Annotated in this window: 16 protein-coding genes and 1 tRNA gene; 11 read left to right on the top strand and 6 right to left on the bottom strand. The window is 44.9% G+C overall.

What is annotated here, in order from left to right; all coding sequences use genetic code 11:
* Window positions 1–362: 362 nt before the first annotated feature.
* The 3 genes from G6047_RS06895 to G6047_RS06885 all read left to right on the top strand — a co-directional run bounded on the left by G6047_RS06895 (window position 363) and on the right by G6047_RS06885 (window position 6,175).
* Window positions 363–3,236, top strand: a complete 2,874-nt coding sequence (locus tag G6047_RS06895) for an Ig-like domain-containing protein (RefSeq protein ID WP_169526752.1) — start codon at window positions 363–365, stop codon at window positions 3,234–3,236.
* A 407-nt stretch (window positions 3,237–3,643) separates the two neighbouring features.
* On the top strand, window positions 3,644–4,930 hold the full coding sequence (locus G6047_RS06890; RefSeq protein ID WP_235946508.1) for a Glu/Leu/Phe/Val family dehydrogenase: 1,287 nt from the start codon (window positions 3,644–3,646) through the stop codon (window positions 4,928–4,930).
* A 24-nt stretch (window positions 4,931–4,954) separates the two neighbouring features.
* Window positions 4,955–6,175: a sterol desaturase family protein gene (locus tag G6047_RS06885; protein WP_169526751.1), complete on the top strand. Its 1,221-nt coding sequence runs from the start codon at window positions 4,955–4,957 to the stop codon at window positions 6,173–6,175.
* 124 nt (window positions 6,176–6,299) lie between these two features.
* On the opposite strand, the gene G6047_RS06880 is transcribed toward G6047_RS06885, so the two are convergent.
* Window positions 6,300–6,379 (bottom strand) — tRNA-Leu (locus G6047_RS06880).
* Between the two features lie 168 nt (window positions 6,380–6,547).
* Here G6047_RS06880 and G6047_RS06875 point away from each other — a divergent pair.
* Together G6047_RS06875 and G6047_RS06870 are read left to right on the top strand one after the other, a co-directional pair.
* Window positions 6,548–7,489 carry a ribose-phosphate pyrophosphokinase gene (locus G6047_RS06875; protein ID WP_169526750.1) on the top strand — a complete coding sequence of 314 codons (942 nt, stop codon included), beginning with the start codon at window positions 6,548–6,550 and terminating at the stop codon, window positions 7,487–7,489.
* Window positions 7,490–7,516: 27 nt separating this feature from the next.
* A complete protein-coding gene (locus G6047_RS06870; protein ID WP_169526749.1) occupies window positions 7,517–8,125 on the top strand; it encodes a 50S ribosomal protein L25/general stress protein Ctc in 609 nt (202 codons plus the stop codon).
* 180 nt (window positions 8,126–8,305) lie between these two features.
* Here G6047_RS06870 and G6047_RS06865 read toward each other — a convergent pair whose 3' ends face one another.
* The 4 genes from G6047_RS06865 to G6047_RS06850 all read right to left on the bottom strand — a co-directional run bounded on the left by G6047_RS06865 (window position 8,306) and on the right by G6047_RS06850 (window position 11,512).
* Entirely contained in the window at window positions 8,306–9,082 is a 777-nt protein-coding gene (locus G6047_RS06865) for a TIGR03915 family putative DNA repair protein (protein ID WP_169526748.1), read from the bottom strand.
* On the bottom strand, window positions 9,082–10,335 hold the full coding sequence (locus tag G6047_RS06860) for a putative DNA modification/repair radical SAM protein (protein WP_169526747.1): 1,254 nt from the start codon (window positions 10,333–10,335) through the stop codon (window positions 9,082–9,084). Before G6047_RS06860 ends, G6047_RS06865 begins: the two co-directional genes overlap by 1 nt.
* Before the next feature lie 315 nt (window positions 10,336–10,650).
* Window positions 10,651–10,845 (bottom strand): hypothetical protein, encoded by a 195-nt coding sequence (locus G6047_RS06855; RefSeq protein WP_169526746.1) that lies wholly within the window; start codon window positions 10,843–10,845, stop codon window positions 10,651–10,653.
* A 76-nt stretch (window positions 10,846–10,921) separates the two neighbouring features.
* Entirely contained in the window at window positions 10,922–11,512 is a 591-nt protein-coding gene (locus G6047_RS06850) for a riboflavin synthase (protein WP_169526745.1), read from the bottom strand.
* A gap of 51 nt (window positions 11,513–11,563) precedes the next feature.
* Here G6047_RS06850 and pdxA point away from each other — a divergent pair, with 51 nt between their 5' ends.
* The 6 genes from pdxA to accC all read left to right on the top strand — a co-directional run bounded on the left by pdxA (window position 11,564) and on the right by accC (window position 16,636).
* Window positions 11,564–12,631 (top strand): 4-hydroxythreonine-4-phosphate dehydrogenase PdxA, encoded by a 1,068-nt coding sequence (pdxA, locus tag G6047_RS06845; RefSeq protein WP_169526744.1) that lies wholly within the window; start codon window positions 11,564–11,566, stop codon window positions 12,629–12,631.
* Window positions 12,632–12,776: 145 nt separating this feature from the next.
* Complete coding sequence (locus G6047_RS06840; RefSeq protein WP_169526743.1) at window positions 12,777–13,325, top strand: YceD family protein; 549 nt, start codon at window positions 12,777–12,779, stop codon at window positions 13,323–13,325.
* Window positions 13,326–13,331: 6 nt separating this feature from the next.
* Window positions 13,332–13,526, top strand: coding sequence for a 50S ribosomal protein L32 (rpmF, locus tag G6047_RS06835; protein ID WP_169526742.1), 195 nt, complete (start codon window positions 13,332–13,334; stop codon window positions 13,524–13,526).
* Window positions 13,527–13,691: 165 nt separating this feature from the next.
* Window positions 13,692–14,690, top strand: a complete 999-nt coding sequence (locus G6047_RS06830; RefSeq protein WP_169526741.1) for a beta-ketoacyl-ACP synthase III — start codon at window positions 13,692–13,694, stop codon at window positions 14,688–14,690.
* Between the two features lie 23 nt (window positions 14,691–14,713).
* The gene (gene accB, locus G6047_RS06825; protein ID WP_169526740.1) at window positions 14,714–15,199 is read left to right on the top strand and encodes an acetyl-CoA carboxylase biotin carboxyl carrier protein; all 486 of its coding nucleotides are present in this window, start codon (window positions 14,714–14,716) and stop codon (window positions 15,197–15,199) included.
* Window positions 15,200–15,286: 87 nt separating this feature from the next.
* Entirely contained in the window at window positions 15,287–16,636 is a 1,350-nt protein-coding gene (gene accC, locus G6047_RS06820; protein WP_169526739.1) for an acetyl-CoA carboxylase biotin carboxylase subunit, read from the top strand.
* Between the two features lie 31 nt (window positions 16,637–16,667).
* Here the strand turns inward: accC and G6047_RS06815 are convergent, their stop codons facing one another.
* The gene (locus G6047_RS06815) at window positions 16,668–17,345 is read right to left on the bottom strand and encodes a hypothetical protein (protein WP_169526738.1); all 678 of its coding nucleotides are present in this window, start codon (window positions 17,343–17,345) and stop codon (window positions 16,668–16,670) included.
* Window positions 17,346–17,393 lie beyond the last annotated feature (48 nt).

Below are 17,393 nucleotides of genomic sequence, written 5' to 3'. Positions count from 1 at the left end.
AAGTTAATTTGCTTGTCGATGGAAAATCAGTTGCAACAGGGTATATTTCCAAGACGATCCCACGCAGATTTTGCGCAGATGAAACACTGAATGTGGGAGAAGATTTCTGAACTCCAGTAACAAGGTATTGGATTATGACGTTCCTTTTACATTTCAGGGAAAACTCGAAAATGTAACTGCAGATTTAAAGCCTTAACTTTTAAAGAAATCATTTTAAAAAGCTTCGTTGAAAAACGGGGCTTTTTTTATGCACTTTACCAAAACATAACAGTCATTTCGCGTTAACCAAACTCTCGCTGAAAATTAAAAACCAACATTTGTAAGCTTCTGACAACCAAACAAAAACAAACATATCATTCCTTATGAAACAATCAGTCCGCTTGCATTTTACATCTCTGGTTTTCATTCTTGCCCTCGCCGTATCTTCACCTGTGAAAAGCTTTGGTCAAATCCTGGGTTGGGATACTACAGGCATTAGTGGCTTTGGGATAAGCCCTTTCATGCCGTCGACTTTTGATCCGCATATCGTAACTTCCGGTTTGGTGCGCGGTTCGGCCATAGGAACATCTGGCGGTTCTGCTGCTTCATGCTGGGGTGGCGCCGGAGGTTGGGGCACAACACCACTAGACCAGAATAGTTTTTACGTTACTTTCCAGGCGACACCGGGTTATAAAGTTAGCCTTGCCAATATCTCTACTGCCACCAGGCGATCGAATGCAGGCCCAAGCGGTTGTTCGGTTTGGTATTCCATAGGCGGAAGTCCGTTCGTGACTCTCGGAAGCTGGACTACGACAAGCACCAGTGGAACCACGGGAACGCCTAACAATTTCTCATTGACGGGAATTGCCGCATTACAGGACATTGCCGCAGGTACGATCATCAAATTCGCTTTGGTGCCAGAAGGTTCTGCCATTGGCAATTACTATCTGACAGGGGCAACAAACAGTCTCAAAATCGAAGGAAATGTGGAAGTCGCCGTCGATCCTTTGATAACTCCGTCAGCGGATTTCCTTCCGTCGTTTGGTGATGTCATCGTCGGGAACACTTCGGCTTTTCAAAGTTTTACCGTCGATGCCGAAGGATTGACAAGCGAACTGACCATCATGGCACCCGACGGATTCGAAATCAGTACCGATAATATCAATTGGTATCCGGGAACCGATATCGAAACCAATTTCGGCAGCCTCGATGATCTGGAAGTTTTGGTACGTTTCAAACCGACGGTAGTCGGCGAAGCTGTCGGAGACATTTTCATTTCATCTCCCGGAGCCGAAACCAGAGTGGTCACCGTATCCGGAAACGGCATCAATACCGGGCTTTCGGTTTCTCCGCAAACGATCAATACGTTATCCTACATAGAAGGTCAGGGACCGTCGTCGTCGGTTCAATTGCAAAGCCTTATCAGTTCCGGCCTGAATCCCGCATCAGGTAACATTGAGTTTCTGCTCGATGCAGAAAACCTAACCAACTACGAAATGTCACTTGACGGCATAAGCTGGGCTGGCGTCATATCTTTCCCGTATTCCAGTGCCGATAACAACATCTCAAATCCTTCTATATTCGTCCGCCTCAAGGCCGGTTTGCCCGAAGGTCCGGTAGTGACGGAACAGATTGCCATATCTGGCGGAGGTTTCACCACAAGCATTGCCTTGACCGGTTTGGTGATTTCAGAAGATATGTTGCTGTCCCAAACATTCTGCTATCCGGCAACCGCAGGCCAACTCGTCGCTCCTGAAAGTGCTTTCTGGTTTTCAGTCCCGTCAGGCGGAACAGCTTTATCGACTTCAGACACCATAGAATCAGGAACCTATTATGTTTCACTGACTGGCGAAACGGGAACACGGATTGCCGTTGAGATCGTAGTCAATTCATTGCCGGGAGCTCCAAGCGCAGCGTCACAGTCTTTTTGCCAGGGCGCTTTGGTGAGTGCGCTAACGACAATCAGCGGAAACAATATCAAATGGTACGCGACACAATCTGGGGGAACCGAACTATCACCAGACACTGAGCTAACATCAGGAACCTATTATGCCTCTCAAACCACGGGTGAATGCGAAAGCCTCAGGGCCTCTGTAGCCGTAACACTGAACCCGATTCCGGACGCGCCGACGACTATTGCCCAGGATCAGGAATTCTGCAATGCGGCGACTGTTGAAGACTTATTTCCCGCTCCGTTCGCCGGAACAGATACAGCACCCATAATTGAAGGCTGGCCGGGACTTATCGGTTATGGATTTACAGGTCAGCAATGGATGTCCGGAGGCGAAGGAGCCTCAGGAATCAATTATTATTTCACCAATTTCACCCAGACGCCGACATCGATTCCGGTAATGACATCAATTGAGACCATCACCACTTTCGATCAGCTTAAATCGATAACCATACTTGCCGCCGCTCCCAACGATGTACCGTCGGGCATAAACAAAAATCTGTATATCTCCAAAATCATAGATGGCATTGAAATACCGGTAGAAACAGTCGTGCTTTCTGATCTTCTCACGTACTACACCATAAATATTTTCGGGCTCGAGGGCAATGTGAAGATAAAAATCGCGAAAGATCCGTCTATGGCCGTTTTCCAGATGGATACGCTTCAATTCACGTTCTACCAACTTGGGGAAGGAATGAACTGGTATTCGCAGCAGACAGATGGCAATCCGCTTGTAGTATCTGACGAACTCGTTTCCGGAACCTATTATCTGTCGCAAACGGTCGGCGGATGTGAAAGTACGCGCACGCCGGTTGAAATCAGCATCCAATCGCCAACACAACCACAAGGAGAAGCTACACAGGAATTCGTCATTGGTGAAACGTTGGCCGACCTTGATGTTACCGGAACCAACATCGTTTGGTACGACAACGCCGAATTATCCGGAACACCGCTTGATGCATCGGCCCTGTTGGCAGACGGAACTACGTATTATGCCGTTTCTGTACAAGGTTCATGTACAAGCGAAGTTTTAGCTGTCACGACCGATGAAACATTAGGGCTTGATTCTGCTGAAATAAACGGACTGAAATATTATCCGAATCCGGTGACCGATGTGTTGAGCATCAGTTACAGCAGCACAATTTCTTCGATACAGGTTTACACTATCTCGGGTCAACTACTGAATCATTCGGAACCAAATTCAGATTCGGCCAAAATGAATATGTTGGCACTGGCTTCGGGGGTTTACTTTTTGAAAGTGACATCGGATACATTTTCCAAAACCATACGTATCATAAAACAATGATTCATAAGTGCATTTGAAGTTCCCGAATCATTATTCGTTAAAAAAAGTAAAACACAGGTTTTATCTCGAAGCTTCTTTCTACATTTACGCCACAATGATAAAAACAAACCACAATACAATCATAGCTGCACATAACAACACTTGTTGTCGTGAATCTGTGAGATTGTATGAAGTGGCCGCCATATAAAAAAGTATTCCTTTTTTCCAAAGCCTTTCATGCCACATGAGAGGCTTTTTTATTTTATAAAACATTCAAATGACAACAATAACAAATATAAACAACAACTGCTGTCACAGGAAAATTCCCTGTTGCTAAAGCCGTTGTATCCTATGAACACAAGCCCTTTCGCAACTCCCGAAGGGGCTTTTTTATTAAACCATTTACTTATCAATTACAATTATCTAAAATGAACACTCCATCAATTACACAAAATCCGTTTCAGTCTATGGCAGATCGTTTCAATGAGGCCGCAGATTTACTCGGATTAAGCGATTCCCTCAAACAAAAACTCCAGCTTCCGGAAAAACAGATCGTCGTCAATTTCTCCATAACCCTCGACAACGGGCAGGAAAAGAATTTCGAAGGATATCGCATCATACACTCTACACTTTTAGGCCCGTCAAAAGGCGGCATCAGATATGACAGCGGTGTACATTTAGACGAAGTCAAGGCCCTTGCTGCCTGGATGACCTGGAAATCTGCGGTGACCGGAATTCCTTTTGGTGGCGCGAAAGGCGGCATCATCTGCGATCCGCGGACACTGTCAAAAACGGAGCTCGAGAAAATCACGCGGGCCTACACCAAAGCATTGTCCGACACTTTTGGACCTCAAAAAGACGTTCCGGCTCCGGATATGGGTACAGGCCCTGACGAAATGGGCTGGCTCATGGATGAATTTTCACTGTTGCACGGAAAGACGATCCAAGCCGTAGTTACCGGAAAACACCTTAATGCCGGTGGATCTTTGGGCAGGGTCGAAGCTACCGGACGCGGTGTCAGCATCATTACCCTTCTTGCCCTTAAGAACAGGCAGGTTCCTATTGATGGCGCTACCGTTGCCGTTCAGGGATTTGGGAACGTAGGCCTTCATTCGGCTTTATTCTTATACGAACAAGGCCTTAAGATTGTTGCCGTGAGCGATGTTTCGGTGGCATTGTATAATTCGGAAGGCATCGATATCCCGGAGCTTATTTTGTACTATAACCTCAACGGAAAGAGTATTGTCGGTTATCCGAAAGCCAATGTCATCCCACACGAAGAATTATTGTTATTGCCTTTGGATGTGCTGATTCCGGCAGCGAAAGAAGACGTCATCACTGCCCGGAATGCAGCATCGATCAATGCTAAAATTATTGTGGAAGGCGCAAACGGACCTACTTCATCTGATGCCGACGCGATCCTGAAGCAAAAAGAGATATTGGTAGTTCCCGATATTTTGGCCAATGCAGGTGGCGTGACGGTTTCCTATTTCGAGTGGCTGCAGAATTCACTCGAAAAATCGTGGTCGGTTGAATTGGTGAACACGCGTTTGCAGGAAATCCTGGAAAAAGCGTTTACAGAAGTTTTCGCCACGGCTTTACAATATCAGGTGACGCCGAGAATCGCCACCTATATCATTGCCATACGCAAAGTAGCTGAAGCTGATTCCCTCAGGCAAGGTGTAAAAAGCAATCCGAATTTCAACCAGAACTGAATCTCAAATCTCAAATGAAAACACATGGAACATATCCATTTCCTGGCGTTTGCGATGCCTGCGTTTTTCCTCTTTGTATACATTGAATTCCGGCTTGCGCAGATCAGGAAGAGAACCGGGCTTTTTAAATATGAAAGCTCGGTTTCCAATATCAGCATCGGGATTGCGGAAAGGCTCATCAACCTTTTTATTTCGGCAAGTTTCTATCAGTTGTACTATTCGATTTACAACAACTATCGGCTGTTCGATATATCCCAGAATGTTGCGGTTTGGATAGCGCTGATCCTGGCGACCGATTTTGTCTGGTATTGGTATCACCGGCTTGGCCATGAAGTGAATTTTTTCTGGGCGGCCCACATCGTACACCATCACAGCGAGGAATTCAACCTGACGGCGGCGGCACGCATCACTACATTCCAGGCCATCATCAGGACCGGATTTTGGTGCATATTGCCGTTTTTGGGCTTTCATCCGAATATGGTAATCACCATGTTGCTGGTCCACGGAGCGTATTCTTTTTTTACGCATACGCAGATGGCAAAACGGGTAAAATGGCTCGAATATGTTTTTGTGACACCTTCGGTCCATGGCGTACATCACGCTTCTGATGAAAAATACCTCGACAAGAATTACGGCGATATGTTCACTTTTTGGGATCGGCTTTTCGGAACTTACCAACAGGAAGAAGAACAACCGAATTACGGATTGACACATCCGCTGAAAAGCCACAGTTTTTTATGGCAGCATTTCCATTATTACTTTGAAATCTATGAACTCTGGAAACGATCAAAAGGTTTTTCCAATCGATGGAAAGCTGTCTTCGGAAGTCCGGCAGCCATGGACCAGGACATCAGGCCGTTGTTGGAAAAACGTTTTTTGCAGGAAAGGCCGCGATGCAGGCACCGTCTTAAATTCCGGAATTACCTGTATCTGCAATTGGGTTTGTGCACTCTCGTACTGAGTGTGGTGACTTATTTCTTCAATATATTATCGATTGAAGACAAATGGCTGGCCGTGCTGTTGATACTCATCACACTTATTAATTGCGGCGCCTTGCTTGAACAAAGACGCTGGGTTTATTATCTGGAATACGCACGCATCATCCTGATATCGAACTACTTTTTATACAAATTGAATCTGGCCGAATTGTCCTGGTTACCTGTTGTAGTGCTGATTTTAGCCGAGCAGTTGTTTTCTTTGGGAAAGAAATATCAGCGGTTGGTGTTGCAGGTCGAGAGAATCTGATGACAGTGATAAATAAAAAAGCCCCTTCAGATTGAAGGAGCTTTCAGTACCCGGGGCCGGGCTCTCACAAAAAAGTGTGAGCCGCCCCTAAACTAAAAAGTCCCTTCTTCCGAAGAGACTTTTGTACCCGGGGCCGGGCTCGAACCGGCACGGTTTCCCACAGGTGTTTGAGACCAGCGCGTCTACCAATTCCGCCACCCGGGCATTTTTGCTACATCGCGAGCGTTGTAACAGGCTGCAAATGTAAAAATAATTCTGAATCAAAACCAAAAATTACTTCAAAATAAACTTTCCGCATTGGATTTAATTCCTAAATTTGCACCTCGTTTTATAAACGAGCACACAACTAACTACTTTACAACACATTAAAAGATGTCGTACAACGAGCCGGAAGCGAAGATTTTTTCCAGTACGAACAGTTCTTATTTAGCCCAGAAGATTGCCGATGCATACGGCATTCCCATGGGAAAAGTGACGTTCTCTGAATACAGCGACGGAGAGTTCCAGCCGTCGTTTGAAGAATCTATCCGTGGCATACGCGTGTTCCTGGTCTGTTCCACTTTTCCAAGTTCGGACAACCTAATGGAACTGTTGCTGATGATCGACGCTGCAAAACGCGCGTCGGCACGCCATATCACAGCCGTAATCCCGTATTTCGGCTGGGCGCGTCAGGACAGGAAAGATAAACCGCGTGTTCCGATTGGAGCCAAACTCGTAGCCAAGTTGCTCGAGGCCGCCGGAGCCACACGTATTATGACCATGGATTTGCACGCAGACCAGATCCAGGGATTTTTCGAGAAACCGGTCGATCATTTATTCGCATCGACTATCTTCCTGCCTTATGTAAGAAGCCTGAACCTCGAAAACCTGACCATCGCATCGCCGGACATGGGCGGATCGAAACGGGCTTATGCCTATTCGAAATTCCTCGAAAGCGACGTGGTTATCTGTTACAAGCAGCGCAAAGCCGCCAATCATATTGAGTATATGGAACTCATTGGTGAAGTAAAAGGGCGCAACGTGATTCTGGTAGACGACATGATCGATACCGGAGGGACATTGGCAAAAGCTGCCGACCTGATGATTGAAAAAGGTGCGTTGAGCGTCCGCGCGATTTGTACCCATGCCATTCTTTCGGGTGGCGCCTATAAAAAGATCGAAGATTCGAAATTGACCGAACTCATCGTGACCGATTCGATTCCGTTAAAACAGGAATCATCAAAAATCCGCGTGGTAAGCTGCGCACCATTATTTGCCGATGTAATGAAGATGGTTCAGGAAAACAAGTCCATCAGCGGTAAATTTGTTATGTAAATTTTTTATTAACTATAATTTTTTATCATGAAATCGATTACGATTAAAGGATCTGAAAGAGAAAACGTAGGCAAGGCTGCAACCAAGTCGCTACGTGATGCTGGAATGGTTCCGTGCGTAGTATACGGCGGCGACAAACCAGTGCACTTCTCTGCAGAAGAAAAGTCATTCAAAAACCTGGTTTACACGCCAAACGCACACACAGTTGTGATTGACCTTGGTGGAAAAACAATCAACGCTATCCTTCAGGATATCCAGGTTCACCCAATCACGGACAGAATCCTTCACATTGACTTTTTCCAGTTGAACGACAAGAAAGAGATCACTATGGAAGTTCCTGTAAAAGTTACCGGAACATCTCCAGGTGTACTTGGTGGTGGTGTATTGCGTCTGAACACACGTAAACTGAAAGTGAAAGCACTTCCTGCCGATCTTCCGGATTTCGTCAACGCTGATATCTCCGGCCTTGAAATGGGTAACAAATTGTATGTTACCAAACTGGTAGCAGACAAATACAAACTGATGCACCCGGACAACACGGTTGTAGCTCAGGTACGTATTTCACGTGCGGCAATGAAAGCGGCACAGGAAGCTGCAAAAGCTGCAAAAGCTCCTGCAAAAGGAAAGAAAAAATAAGTCAACTGTCCAAAAGCCGAATGTCGCATGACTTTGGGCGAAGGACGATTGCCAATTATATTTTCACGAAAAGCCCCGCATGTGCGGGGCTTTTTTGTTTTTCTGTTCCATCATGAAGAAATTCCAAACATCTTTTTGATACCTGAACTTTTCAACTAAAAAAATCCGCCTGTTTTAACCCTAATTGTGCTTCTTCTCGGTCAGGTATTTCCAATAGCGTTTGGGAACATGACGCAAGTGCAGTTTCATGTTTTTCCGGGCCGGAATATTCGTATTGCGAAAGTAATCGTTCCACAACAGTCCGTATAATTCCTGTTTGTCGTCAAGCAGGTTTTTTGACAGATACGGAGTCGTGCCTGATTCGATGTTCTCGGCAAAATCAAACGCAATTTCAGTCACATTTTCCAAATCGTAAAACAACCCGTATTTGCGTTTGGTGTCGTAAATGATCCATTGCTGATCGGCATATCGGTTCTTGAAAAAGCCGGCAATAAGCGGAAGCACATTGAAATCTGGTTCGATGGGCGCATAATAAATACCGTCCGCCATCTGTTCAAAACGAATGAAAGCTTTCATCCGATGGCGTTCACGGCTCACGCTTCTCTCCCATTTATGGATGGCGATCACAGATGGATTTCCAAAGTTGGATTCGGCACCTTCTCCACTATCAAAAACATATCTGATGAAATCGAAAATATGCTGGAACGCTTCTGCGTCTTCCGATAGAAAAACGGTGTAGGCATTCTGGGCTTTCTGTTTTCCGATTTTTTTCACAAATGCTTTCCAGACACGGTCAGATTTGGCTTTATCTGAAATAACTTCATGAGTTTCATCTATCAAACCCGGCTGATACCGCAAATTATCGAACAATCGCACATCTTTCACCTTGAATTCATAAGTCTCAAATATCGAAGTCAGCAAACCTTCGAATGTGCCGTCAAAAACAAATGCATTCATTAAAAAAGTGCCAATTGATTCTGGGCGACTTTGGTGTATTTACTGTCGCCTTGGGAAAGGATATCGTTTTTGATCTGGAACGGATTCGGGTCGTTGAGCATCATAACGCTATCGGCACATCTGATAAAATGCTTGGCCCGATTCCATGCGATTCCCATCTTCCTGAGTTGGTCTGAGCGAAGTCTTCCGAACTTTCTCGCCTGCCAGATTTTCTTGGCAGATCCGACACCAACACCCGGAATTCTTAAAAGCATTTTATAATCTGCCGTATTCACATCGACCGGAAAATGTTCTATGTTTCTCAATGCCCAGGATAATTTAGGGTCGATATCGACATCGAGGTTCGGATTCGATAAATTGAGGATTTCTTTTACATCGAAACCGTAAAAACGCATAAGCCAATCGGTCTGGTATAACCTGTTTTCACGGAGTAACGGCGGTTGGCTGCCAATAACGGGCATTCGGGTATCATAACTAATAGGTATATAACCGGAATAATAGACGCGCTTCAAATCGAAGTCCTTATAATATTGGTTGGCGCTGTACATGATTTCCATATCCGATTCGGGCGTGGCGCCAATCACCATTTGTGTACTTTGGCCTGCCGGAACGAACTTCGGGGCGCGTTTGATGATTTTGCTTTCATCCTTATATTGAACAATGCTGTTCTGGATAAACCCGAGTGGCTTTTTGACCTCTTCATGGGATTTTTCGGGAGCTAATAATTTCAATCCGGCTTCGGTGGGCATTTCGAGGTTGATGCTCATACGGTCGGCGTACAAACCGGCTTCGGTCAATAATTCAGGACTTGCGCCAGGAATGGTTTTTAAATGGATGTATCCGTTGAATTTGTGTTCCAATCGCAGTTTTTTGACAATGCGGACCAATCGTTCCATTGTAAAATCGGCATCCTTGAAAATCCCGGAACTGAGGAATAATCCTTCAATATAGTTGCGCCTGTAGAAACCCATGGTCAGGTCTACGGCTTCTTCAACGGTGAATGCGGCACGTTGCACATCGTTACTTCGCCTGGAAACGCAAAACGCGCAATCGTAAATGCAATGATTGGTGAGAAGGATTTTCAGCAGGGAAACACACCGGCCATCTTCTGTGTAGGTATGGCAGATTCCATTTGAAGAATCACCGAGGCCTTTGTCGGTATTTTTGCGATTGCCACCGCTGGAAGAGCAGGAAACATCATATTTGGCGGCATCGGCAAGGATGCTCAGTTTTTCACGGATACGGTCAGACATGGGAGCGGGAATTAGTTCGTAAAATGTACGGGAAACCACAGCAATTGTTTGAACCGATATAGTTAAATTTATCGCGAGAGGAAGTTAAAATTTAAAAAAGAAGCCAAAACAAACGAAACCAAACCGAAACATTTTACGTTTAGATAAAAAAGAAAGAGTGCGATTATCCAATTGAAGTTGTAAATTCGCAGCGGAATTACCAGAAACATTTTGCTAATTGGCTGATGGACGGTAATTTTCGTCATTTATAGAATCTCCTTGGATATTCTTTAAAAAAGTAATTTATTTGCCGAAAAATTTTGCCAACTAAATTTTTTATATACTTTTACGGCCTATGAAATTTGTCCCAAAAACATTCTTAGCTATTGGTATTGCTGTGGTTGCCCTTCTTTGCGTAAGCATAGGCATGGCTAAGAATTCTCCGGCCGTATTCGATCCGCCGCCGCCGCCGACACCGCCGCCGCCGCCGGGACTTCCGCTGGACGGAGGAATTTGGGTGCTGTTTCTCACAGCCGTTCTTTTCGGACTCTACAAAACATATCAGAACAGTATAAAAAAAGCCAGGAATTAATCCCGGCTTTTTTGTTTATTGCCTCAGCGCGTGGAGCCTGGCGACATATTTCCCGACGACATCAAATTCGAGATTGACGAATGAACCGGAAATCAGGTGCTGGAAATTCGTGTGTTCGTACGTATATGGAATAATGGCAACGCTGAATTGATCCGCATGTGAATCGACCACGGTCAGGCTTACTCCATTTACGGTGATAGAGCCTTTTTCAATCGTTATGTTGCCTGAATCTGCTTCATATCCGAAAGTGAAAAACCAGCTACCATTCTGCTCTTCAAGCGAAACACACCAACCAATCTGATCCACATGGCCCTGAACGATGTGGCCGTCAAGTCTGTCGCCTAACTTAAGACCACGTTCCAGGTTAATATAGTCGCCTTCCTTCCAACTCCCGATATTGGTTTTTGTAATGGTTTCGTGAATTGCCGTAACCGTGAACGCATCATCTGTAATGGCAACTACCGTAAGGCAAATTCCATTGTGCGAGACGCTTTGGTCAATTTTGAGTTCGTGCGCAAAATCTGCGCTAACGGTAATATTAAGGTTCTCGCCTTCTCTTTCGACAGAGGCCACACGCCCCTGAGTTTCTATAATTCCTGTAAACATGTTTTTTGTGCTACATTTGCGTTTCAAAATTAGCAATAAATAACGCGAGGCATGGTCCGTAAATCTGAAAATATAATCGTAGGTATTTCAATTGGTGACTTAAACGGAATCGGACCTGAAGTTGTCCTGAAAACGTTCGAAGATTCACGCATGCTCGAATTTTGCACACCGGTCATTTTCGCCAATACCAAAGTACTGTCTTTCGTTAAAAAATCGTTCGAATCTGAATCGGCACTTCACGGAATCGACAACCTAAGCCAACTGGTCAAAGGCAAAATAAACGTCCTGAACATCTGGCGCGAACATGTCGATATCAAATACGGAGAGAATGACAATGCTATTGGCGCACTTGCTGTGAAATCTTTTACAACCGCTGTTTCTGCATTAAAGGAAGGAAGCATCGATGTTTTGGTGACTGCTCCTATTAATAAGTACAATATCCAGTCCGACGATTTCAAGTTTCCCGGACATACCGATTATCTCGACAAAGAGCTTGATGGCAATGCTTTGATGCTGATGGTGAACGATGATCTTCGCGTCGGATTACTGACAGATCATGTTCCGGTGAACGATGTCGCTTCCCACTTGACTGAAGCCCTTGTCACTTCCAAAATCGAAACCATAAAGAAAACGCTGATGCGTGATTTCCGAATCAACAAACCTAAAATTGCCGTGTTGGGATTGAACCCACACGCTGGCGACGGAGGTGTAATTGGAAAAGAGGAAGATGTGATCCTTAAGCCTGTCATTGCGAAATTATTCAATTCCGGGACTTTGGTTTTTGGGCCTTATCCGGCAGATGGATTCTTCGGAAGCGGGCAATACGAACAATTCGATGCAGTAATCGCGACGTATCACGACCAGGGATTGATTCCGTTCAAAACCTTATCATTCGGAAAAGGCGTCAATTATACGGCAGGTCTTGAAAAAATCAGGACTTCGCCAGACCACGGAACCGCTTTTGACATTGCGGGTAAAGGAATCGCCGATCATTCATCGTTTACTGCTGCCGTTTATGAAGCAATCGACATTTTCCACGCGCGCCAGGAATATGATGAACTCTCAAAAAACCCTTTGAAAATCAAGGAAAAGAGCCTTGAATCAAAAAAAGGCCATTGAGGCTTTTATAATTACTTTTTATTTCTATCTTTGCACACCCGAAACGTCAGGGGCGAATTGCGTTGTGATGAAACAAGCGTCTTTTCACAATAATTGAGAAGCTTGCGAGTTCCAACTGAGACCGAAATAGATTATCTTGGATCAGATGAAACAGCTGAATGAATTTTTGATTCCGTTTGCGGGATTGAAACTGGGAAAACACCAATTTGAATATCAGATTGACAAAAAGTTCTTTGACGAATTTGGTTACGATGAGTTTGAACGTTGCGACATAAAAGTCAAAGTCCAGCTCGATAAGAAAAGCACTATGCTTGAATTGACATTTAAGCATTCGGGAACCGTTTATGTTCCGTGTGATCTGACCGGTGAATATTTTGATTTGCCCGTCAAAGGAAAAATGGATCTTATCGTGCAGTTCGGGGACGAGTTCAACGACGACAACGAAGAGTTGCTGATCCTGCCTCATGGCGAACACCAGGTAAATGTGGCACAATACATTTATGAGATGATCGCACTTTCGATTCCTTTAAAGCGGATACATCCGGGAATAAAGGACGGAACGCTGAAGCACGAAGCGCTCGACGTACTCAACCAAATGAAAAAAGCGGCAAAGACCGAAAAAAAGCAAGAAATAAAAGAAGATACCGACCCGCGTTGGGACAAATTAAAGTCACTGTTAAAAGATAAAAAATAGAGTAAAATGGCACATCCTAAGAGAAAGGTTTCCAAGACCAGAAGAGATAAAAGAAGGACTCATTACAAAGCTACTCCTGCTCAAATCGCTACCTGTCCGGTAACCGGTGAGGCGCATTTGTACCACCGTGCTTACTGGCATGAAGGTAAAATGTACTACAGAGGCCAGGTTGTTATCGACAAGCAAATTGCTGTTGCATAAGTATTAGTCAATCAGGAAAACAGAACTCTCACCTTGTGGGAGTTTTTTTTGTTACAGCTATTTTCGGCAGCTAAATCGGTTGCGGAAACTAAAGCGTTTTGAATTTTTTTGTACCTTCCAACCTTTTTAGGGAAATAATTTTCCCGGGAAAATTTAGCACAACCTATGAGTAAGATCACAGCCGCTATTACAGCTGTCGGCGGATATGTACCGGATTTCGTACTTTCCAATAAAGTCCTCGAAACCATGGTCGAAACCAATGACGAGTGGATCACAAGCCGAACCGGAATCAAGGAACGCCGGATTCTTAAAGACAACAGCAAAGGAACTTCCTACCTTGCTATCATGGCCGCGAAAGACCTTTTGCAGCGCGGCAATATCAACCCGGAAGAAATCGACATGGTGCTTTTGGCTACGGCCACACCAGATATGCCCGTAGCCGCAACCGCAGTATATGTAGCAACCCAAATTGGAGCCGTCAACGCTTTTGCCTACGACCTTCAGGCCGCATGTTCGAGTTTTCTTTACGGAATGTCAACCGCCGCTGCCTACATCCAGAGCGGTCGTTATAAAAAAGTATTGGTGATTGGTGCCGATAAAATGTCTTCGATCATTGATTATACAGATCGCGCCACCTGCATCATTTTTGGTGACGGAGCCGGCGCAGCGCTTTTCGAGCCGAATGAAGAAGGCCTCGGATTGGTCGACGAATTTCTCAGAAGCGACGGTATCGGGCGTGAATACCTGAAGATCGACGCAGGCGGATCATTGCTTCCGGCATCGAAGGAAACCGTAGAAAACGGCCAGCATTACGTTTACCAGGATGGAAAAACCGTCTTCAAATATGCCGTGACGGGAATGGCCGACGTATCTGAAAAAATCATGGAGCGCAACAACCTGACAAAAGACGATGTCAATTGGCTCATTGCGCACCAAGCGAATAAACGCATCATTGATGCAACCGCTTCCAGAATGGATCTTGACGAAGCCAAAGTTCCGGTAAACATCGAACGTTACGGAAATACGACTTCGGGAACCTTACCATTGCTTTTGAGCGATTTCGAAAAGAATTTCAAAAAAGGAGATAACCTTATCTTCGCGGCTTTCGGCGGCGGATTCACATGGGGAGCCATTTACCTGAAATGGGCGTACGATTCAAATTAAAAAACAGACAAAAACACTATAACATGGATATCAGAGAAATTCAAAACCTCATCCGTTTTGTCGCCAAGTCCGGAGCGACGGAAGTCAAACTGGAAATGGACGATTTCAAAATCACCATTAAAACTACCACAGAACCAAGTGCGCCAGAGGTGACTTACATCCAGCAGGCACCGGTTGCCCAATTGCCACAGGCCGCCGCTCCGGTTGCCGCGCCGACCCAATCGGCTCCTGTCGCATCAGCTGCTGCACCTGCATCTGAAGATTCAAAATTCATCACAATCAAATCTCCGATTATCGGAACTTTCTATCGCAAACCGTCTCCAGACAAACCAATGTATGTTGAAGTGGGAAGTACGATTGCTAAAGGCGATGTATTGTGTGTAATCGAGGCGATGAAACTGTTCAATGAAATCGAATCTGAATACGCAGGGAAAATCGTAAAAATCCTTGTAGACGATATGTCTCCGGTGGAATTCGACCAACCGTTGTTCCTTGTAGATCCGTCATAAGTTATTATAATGTTGGGTTTGGATGTTTGAATGAGGCTTCTCGTTTGGAATCCCGAACCCAGCATTTTTCATTTAAAACAGACTCTTATGTTTAAAAAGATACTGATCGCCAACAGGGGCGAAATCGCACTGCGCGTCATTCGTACCTGCCGCGAAATGGGAATAAAGACAGTTGCGGTTTATTCGACAGCCGATGCCGAAAGCCTTCACGTGAAATTCGCCGATGAAGCCGTTTGCATTGGGCCGCCACCAAGCAATTTGTCTTACCTTAAAATGTCAAACATTATTGCTGCGGCAGAAATCACCAATGCCGATGCGATACATCCGGGTTACGGATTCCTTTCTGAAAACGCGAAATTCTCAAAAATCTGTCAGGAACACGGCATCAAATTCATTGGCGCCTCACCTGAAATGATCGAGAAAATGGGCGACAAGGCTACCGCAAAAGCTACCATGAAAGCGGCTGGCGTACCTTGCGTTCCTGGTTCCGATGGTTTATTGGAATCTTTGGAACACGCCAGAAAAGTAGCCAAAGAATCAGGCTATCCGGTGATGATGAAAGCTACTGCCGGTGGCGGTGGAAAAGGAATGCGCGCCATCTGGAAAGAAGAAGAGCTTGAAAAAGCCTGGGAAAGTGCGCGTCAGGAAGCTGCTGCTTCATTCGGGAACGACGGCATGTATATGGAAAAACTCATCGAAGAGCCACGTCACATCGAAATCCAGGTTGTTGGTGATGCCTATGGAAAAGCATGCCATTTATCTGAAAGGGATTGTTCGGTACAACGTCGTCACCAGAAACTTACCGAAGAAACACCTTCTCCTTTCATGACAGACGAACTTCGTGAAAAAATGGGCGCTGCCGCCGTACGTGCTGCCGAATTCATCAAATACGAAGGTGCCGGAACCGTGGAATTTTTGGTTGATAAAGACCGAAATTTCTACTTCATGGAAATGAACACACGTATCCAGGTGGAGCATCCGATTACGGAACAGGTCATCGATTATGACTTGATTCGTGAACAGATACTTGTCGCTGCTGGTGTGCCTATTTCCGGAAAGAATTATATGCCGCAATTGCATGCTATCGAATGTCGTATCAATGCCGAAGATCCGTATAATGATTTTCGTCCGTCTCCTGGAAAAATCACTACGTTGCATGCCCCTGGCGGACATGGAGTTCGGCTTGACACACACGTATACGCCGGTTATACCATTCCACCGAATTATGATTCGATGATCGCTAAACTGATCACTACGGCACAAACGCGTCAGGAAGCCATCAATAAGATGAAACGCGCACTTGATGAATTTGTGATCGAAGGTGTCAAAACCACTATCCCTTTCCACCGCCAGCTTATGGATGAACCCGATTATGTGGAAGGAAATTATACCACAAAATTCATGGAATCTTTTAAAATGAAAGAACCTGTAGAATAAAAAAAGCCCGTTTGATTACGGGCTTTTTTGTTTAATGAACTTGTTGTATGGTAAAAAATGAATCTTCTTTGGCGCTTAGCAGCCCCGCATTTACGAGATCGCTGTAAACGTTGAATTTGATTGTGTCTCCGGTATTCAGTTTCACTAAAGTCTGTACGCTCCGGATGGGCGGCGTTACATTTACGGTAACAGTCAAAATAGTGATTCCTACATTTGCAAAACCGTTCCTGGCAATAACCACATTATTTTTCAGGATGGCGACTCCGAAGTTAGACGCGACAGTCACTGAATTATTCGCCTTTATCTGCACACCGATAGCATAAATGCCAGCATTCTTGGCCGTAAAAGTCGCATTTGACGGGACATATTCATTATTCTCATCGAATTCCTCATAATTAAATGGAATCTGGACGGTTCCCGATGTCAGCGTCAGCGATTGGTCTGCAGTGGCCGTAAACCCTCCTTTTACAAAGGTTTTGAGGTAATTCTGGACTATGGTCTTGGATGAGATGCGATACACATAACCTTTCTTGTCTATAGCCAGAACGGAATCCTTCGCAATAGTTTCACTCGTGGTCAAAGGCACAGTCCTGATTCGCATATCGCCATTAACATCAAGCATTGTAGTTGGAGAGGTAGTATTGACTCCTACCTGAGACGAAACAACTACCGGAAATAACAGTAAAATTTTGAATATCAGTTTCATCATTCATCAATTTGGGTATACCAAATATAAATGAAAAATGAAAAAGTCTCA

Source organism: Flavobacterium silvaticum, from assembly GCF_012911565.1.
In the GTDB taxonomy this organism is placed as follows: Bacteria; Bacteroidota; Bacteroidia; order Flavobacteriales; family Flavobacteriaceae; genus Flavobacterium; species Flavobacterium silvaticum.
Note: the sequence above shows the minus strand (reverse complement) of the source record. Positions and strands in the feature narration are given on the sequence as shown.

What these genes read in the sequence shown, in the direction of transcription:
- G6047_RS06895 (WP_169526752.1), top strand. Translation starts at nt 363, where the DNA reads ATGAAACAATCAGTCCGCTTGCATTTTACATCTCTGGTTTTCATTCTT.
- G6047_RS06890 (WP_235946508.1), top strand. Translation starts at nt 3,644, where the DNA reads ATGAACACTCCATCAATTACACAAAATCCGTTTCAGTCTATGGCAGAT.
- G6047_RS06885 (WP_169526751.1), top strand. Translation starts at nt 4,955, where the DNA reads ATGGAACATATCCATTTCCTGGCGTTTGCGATGCCTGCGTTTTTCCTC.
- G6047_RS06875 (WP_169526750.1), top strand. Translation starts at nt 6,548, where the DNA reads ATGTCGTACAACGAGCCGGAAGCGAAGATTTTTTCCAGTACGAACAGT.
- G6047_RS06870 (WP_169526749.1), top strand. Translation starts at nt 7,517, where the DNA reads ATGAAATCGATTACGATTAAAGGATCTGAAAGAGAAAACGTAGGCAAG.
- G6047_RS06865 (WP_169526748.1), bottom strand. Translation starts at nt 9,082, where the DNA reads ATGAATGCATTTGTTTTTGACGGCACATTCGAAGGTTTGCTGACTTCG.
- G6047_RS06860 (WP_169526747.1), bottom strand. Translation starts at nt 10,335, where the DNA reads ATGTCTGACCGTATCCGTGAAAAACTGAGCATCCTTGCCGATGCCGCC.
- G6047_RS06850 (WP_169526745.1), bottom strand. Translation starts at nt 11,512, where the DNA reads ATGTTTACAGGAATTATAGAAACTCAGGGGCGTGTGGCCTCTGTCGAA.
- pdxA (WP_169526744.1), top strand. Translation starts at nt 11,564, where the DNA reads ATGGTCCGTAAATCTGAAAATATAATCGTAGGTATTTCAATTGGTGAC.
- G6047_RS06840 (WP_169526743.1), top strand. Translation starts at nt 12,777, where the DNA reads ATGAAACAGCTGAATGAATTTTTGATTCCGTTTGCGGGATTGAAACTG.
- rpmF (WP_169526742.1), top strand. Translation starts at nt 13,332, where the DNA reads ATGGCACATCCTAAGAGAAAGGTTTCCAAGACCAGAAGAGATAAAAGA.
- G6047_RS06830 (WP_169526741.1), top strand. Translation starts at nt 13,692, where the DNA reads ATGAGTAAGATCACAGCCGCTATTACAGCTGTCGGCGGATATGTACCG.
- accB (WP_169526740.1), top strand. Translation starts at nt 14,714, where the DNA reads ATGGATATCAGAGAAATTCAAAACCTCATCCGTTTTGTCGCCAAGTCC.
- accC (WP_169526739.1), top strand. Translation starts at nt 15,287, where the DNA reads ATGTTTAAAAAGATACTGATCGCCAACAGGGGCGAAATCGCACTGCGC.
- G6047_RS06815 (WP_169526738.1), bottom strand. Translation starts at nt 17,345, where the DNA reads ATGATGAAACTGATATTCAAAATTTTACTGTTATTTCCGGTAGTTGTT.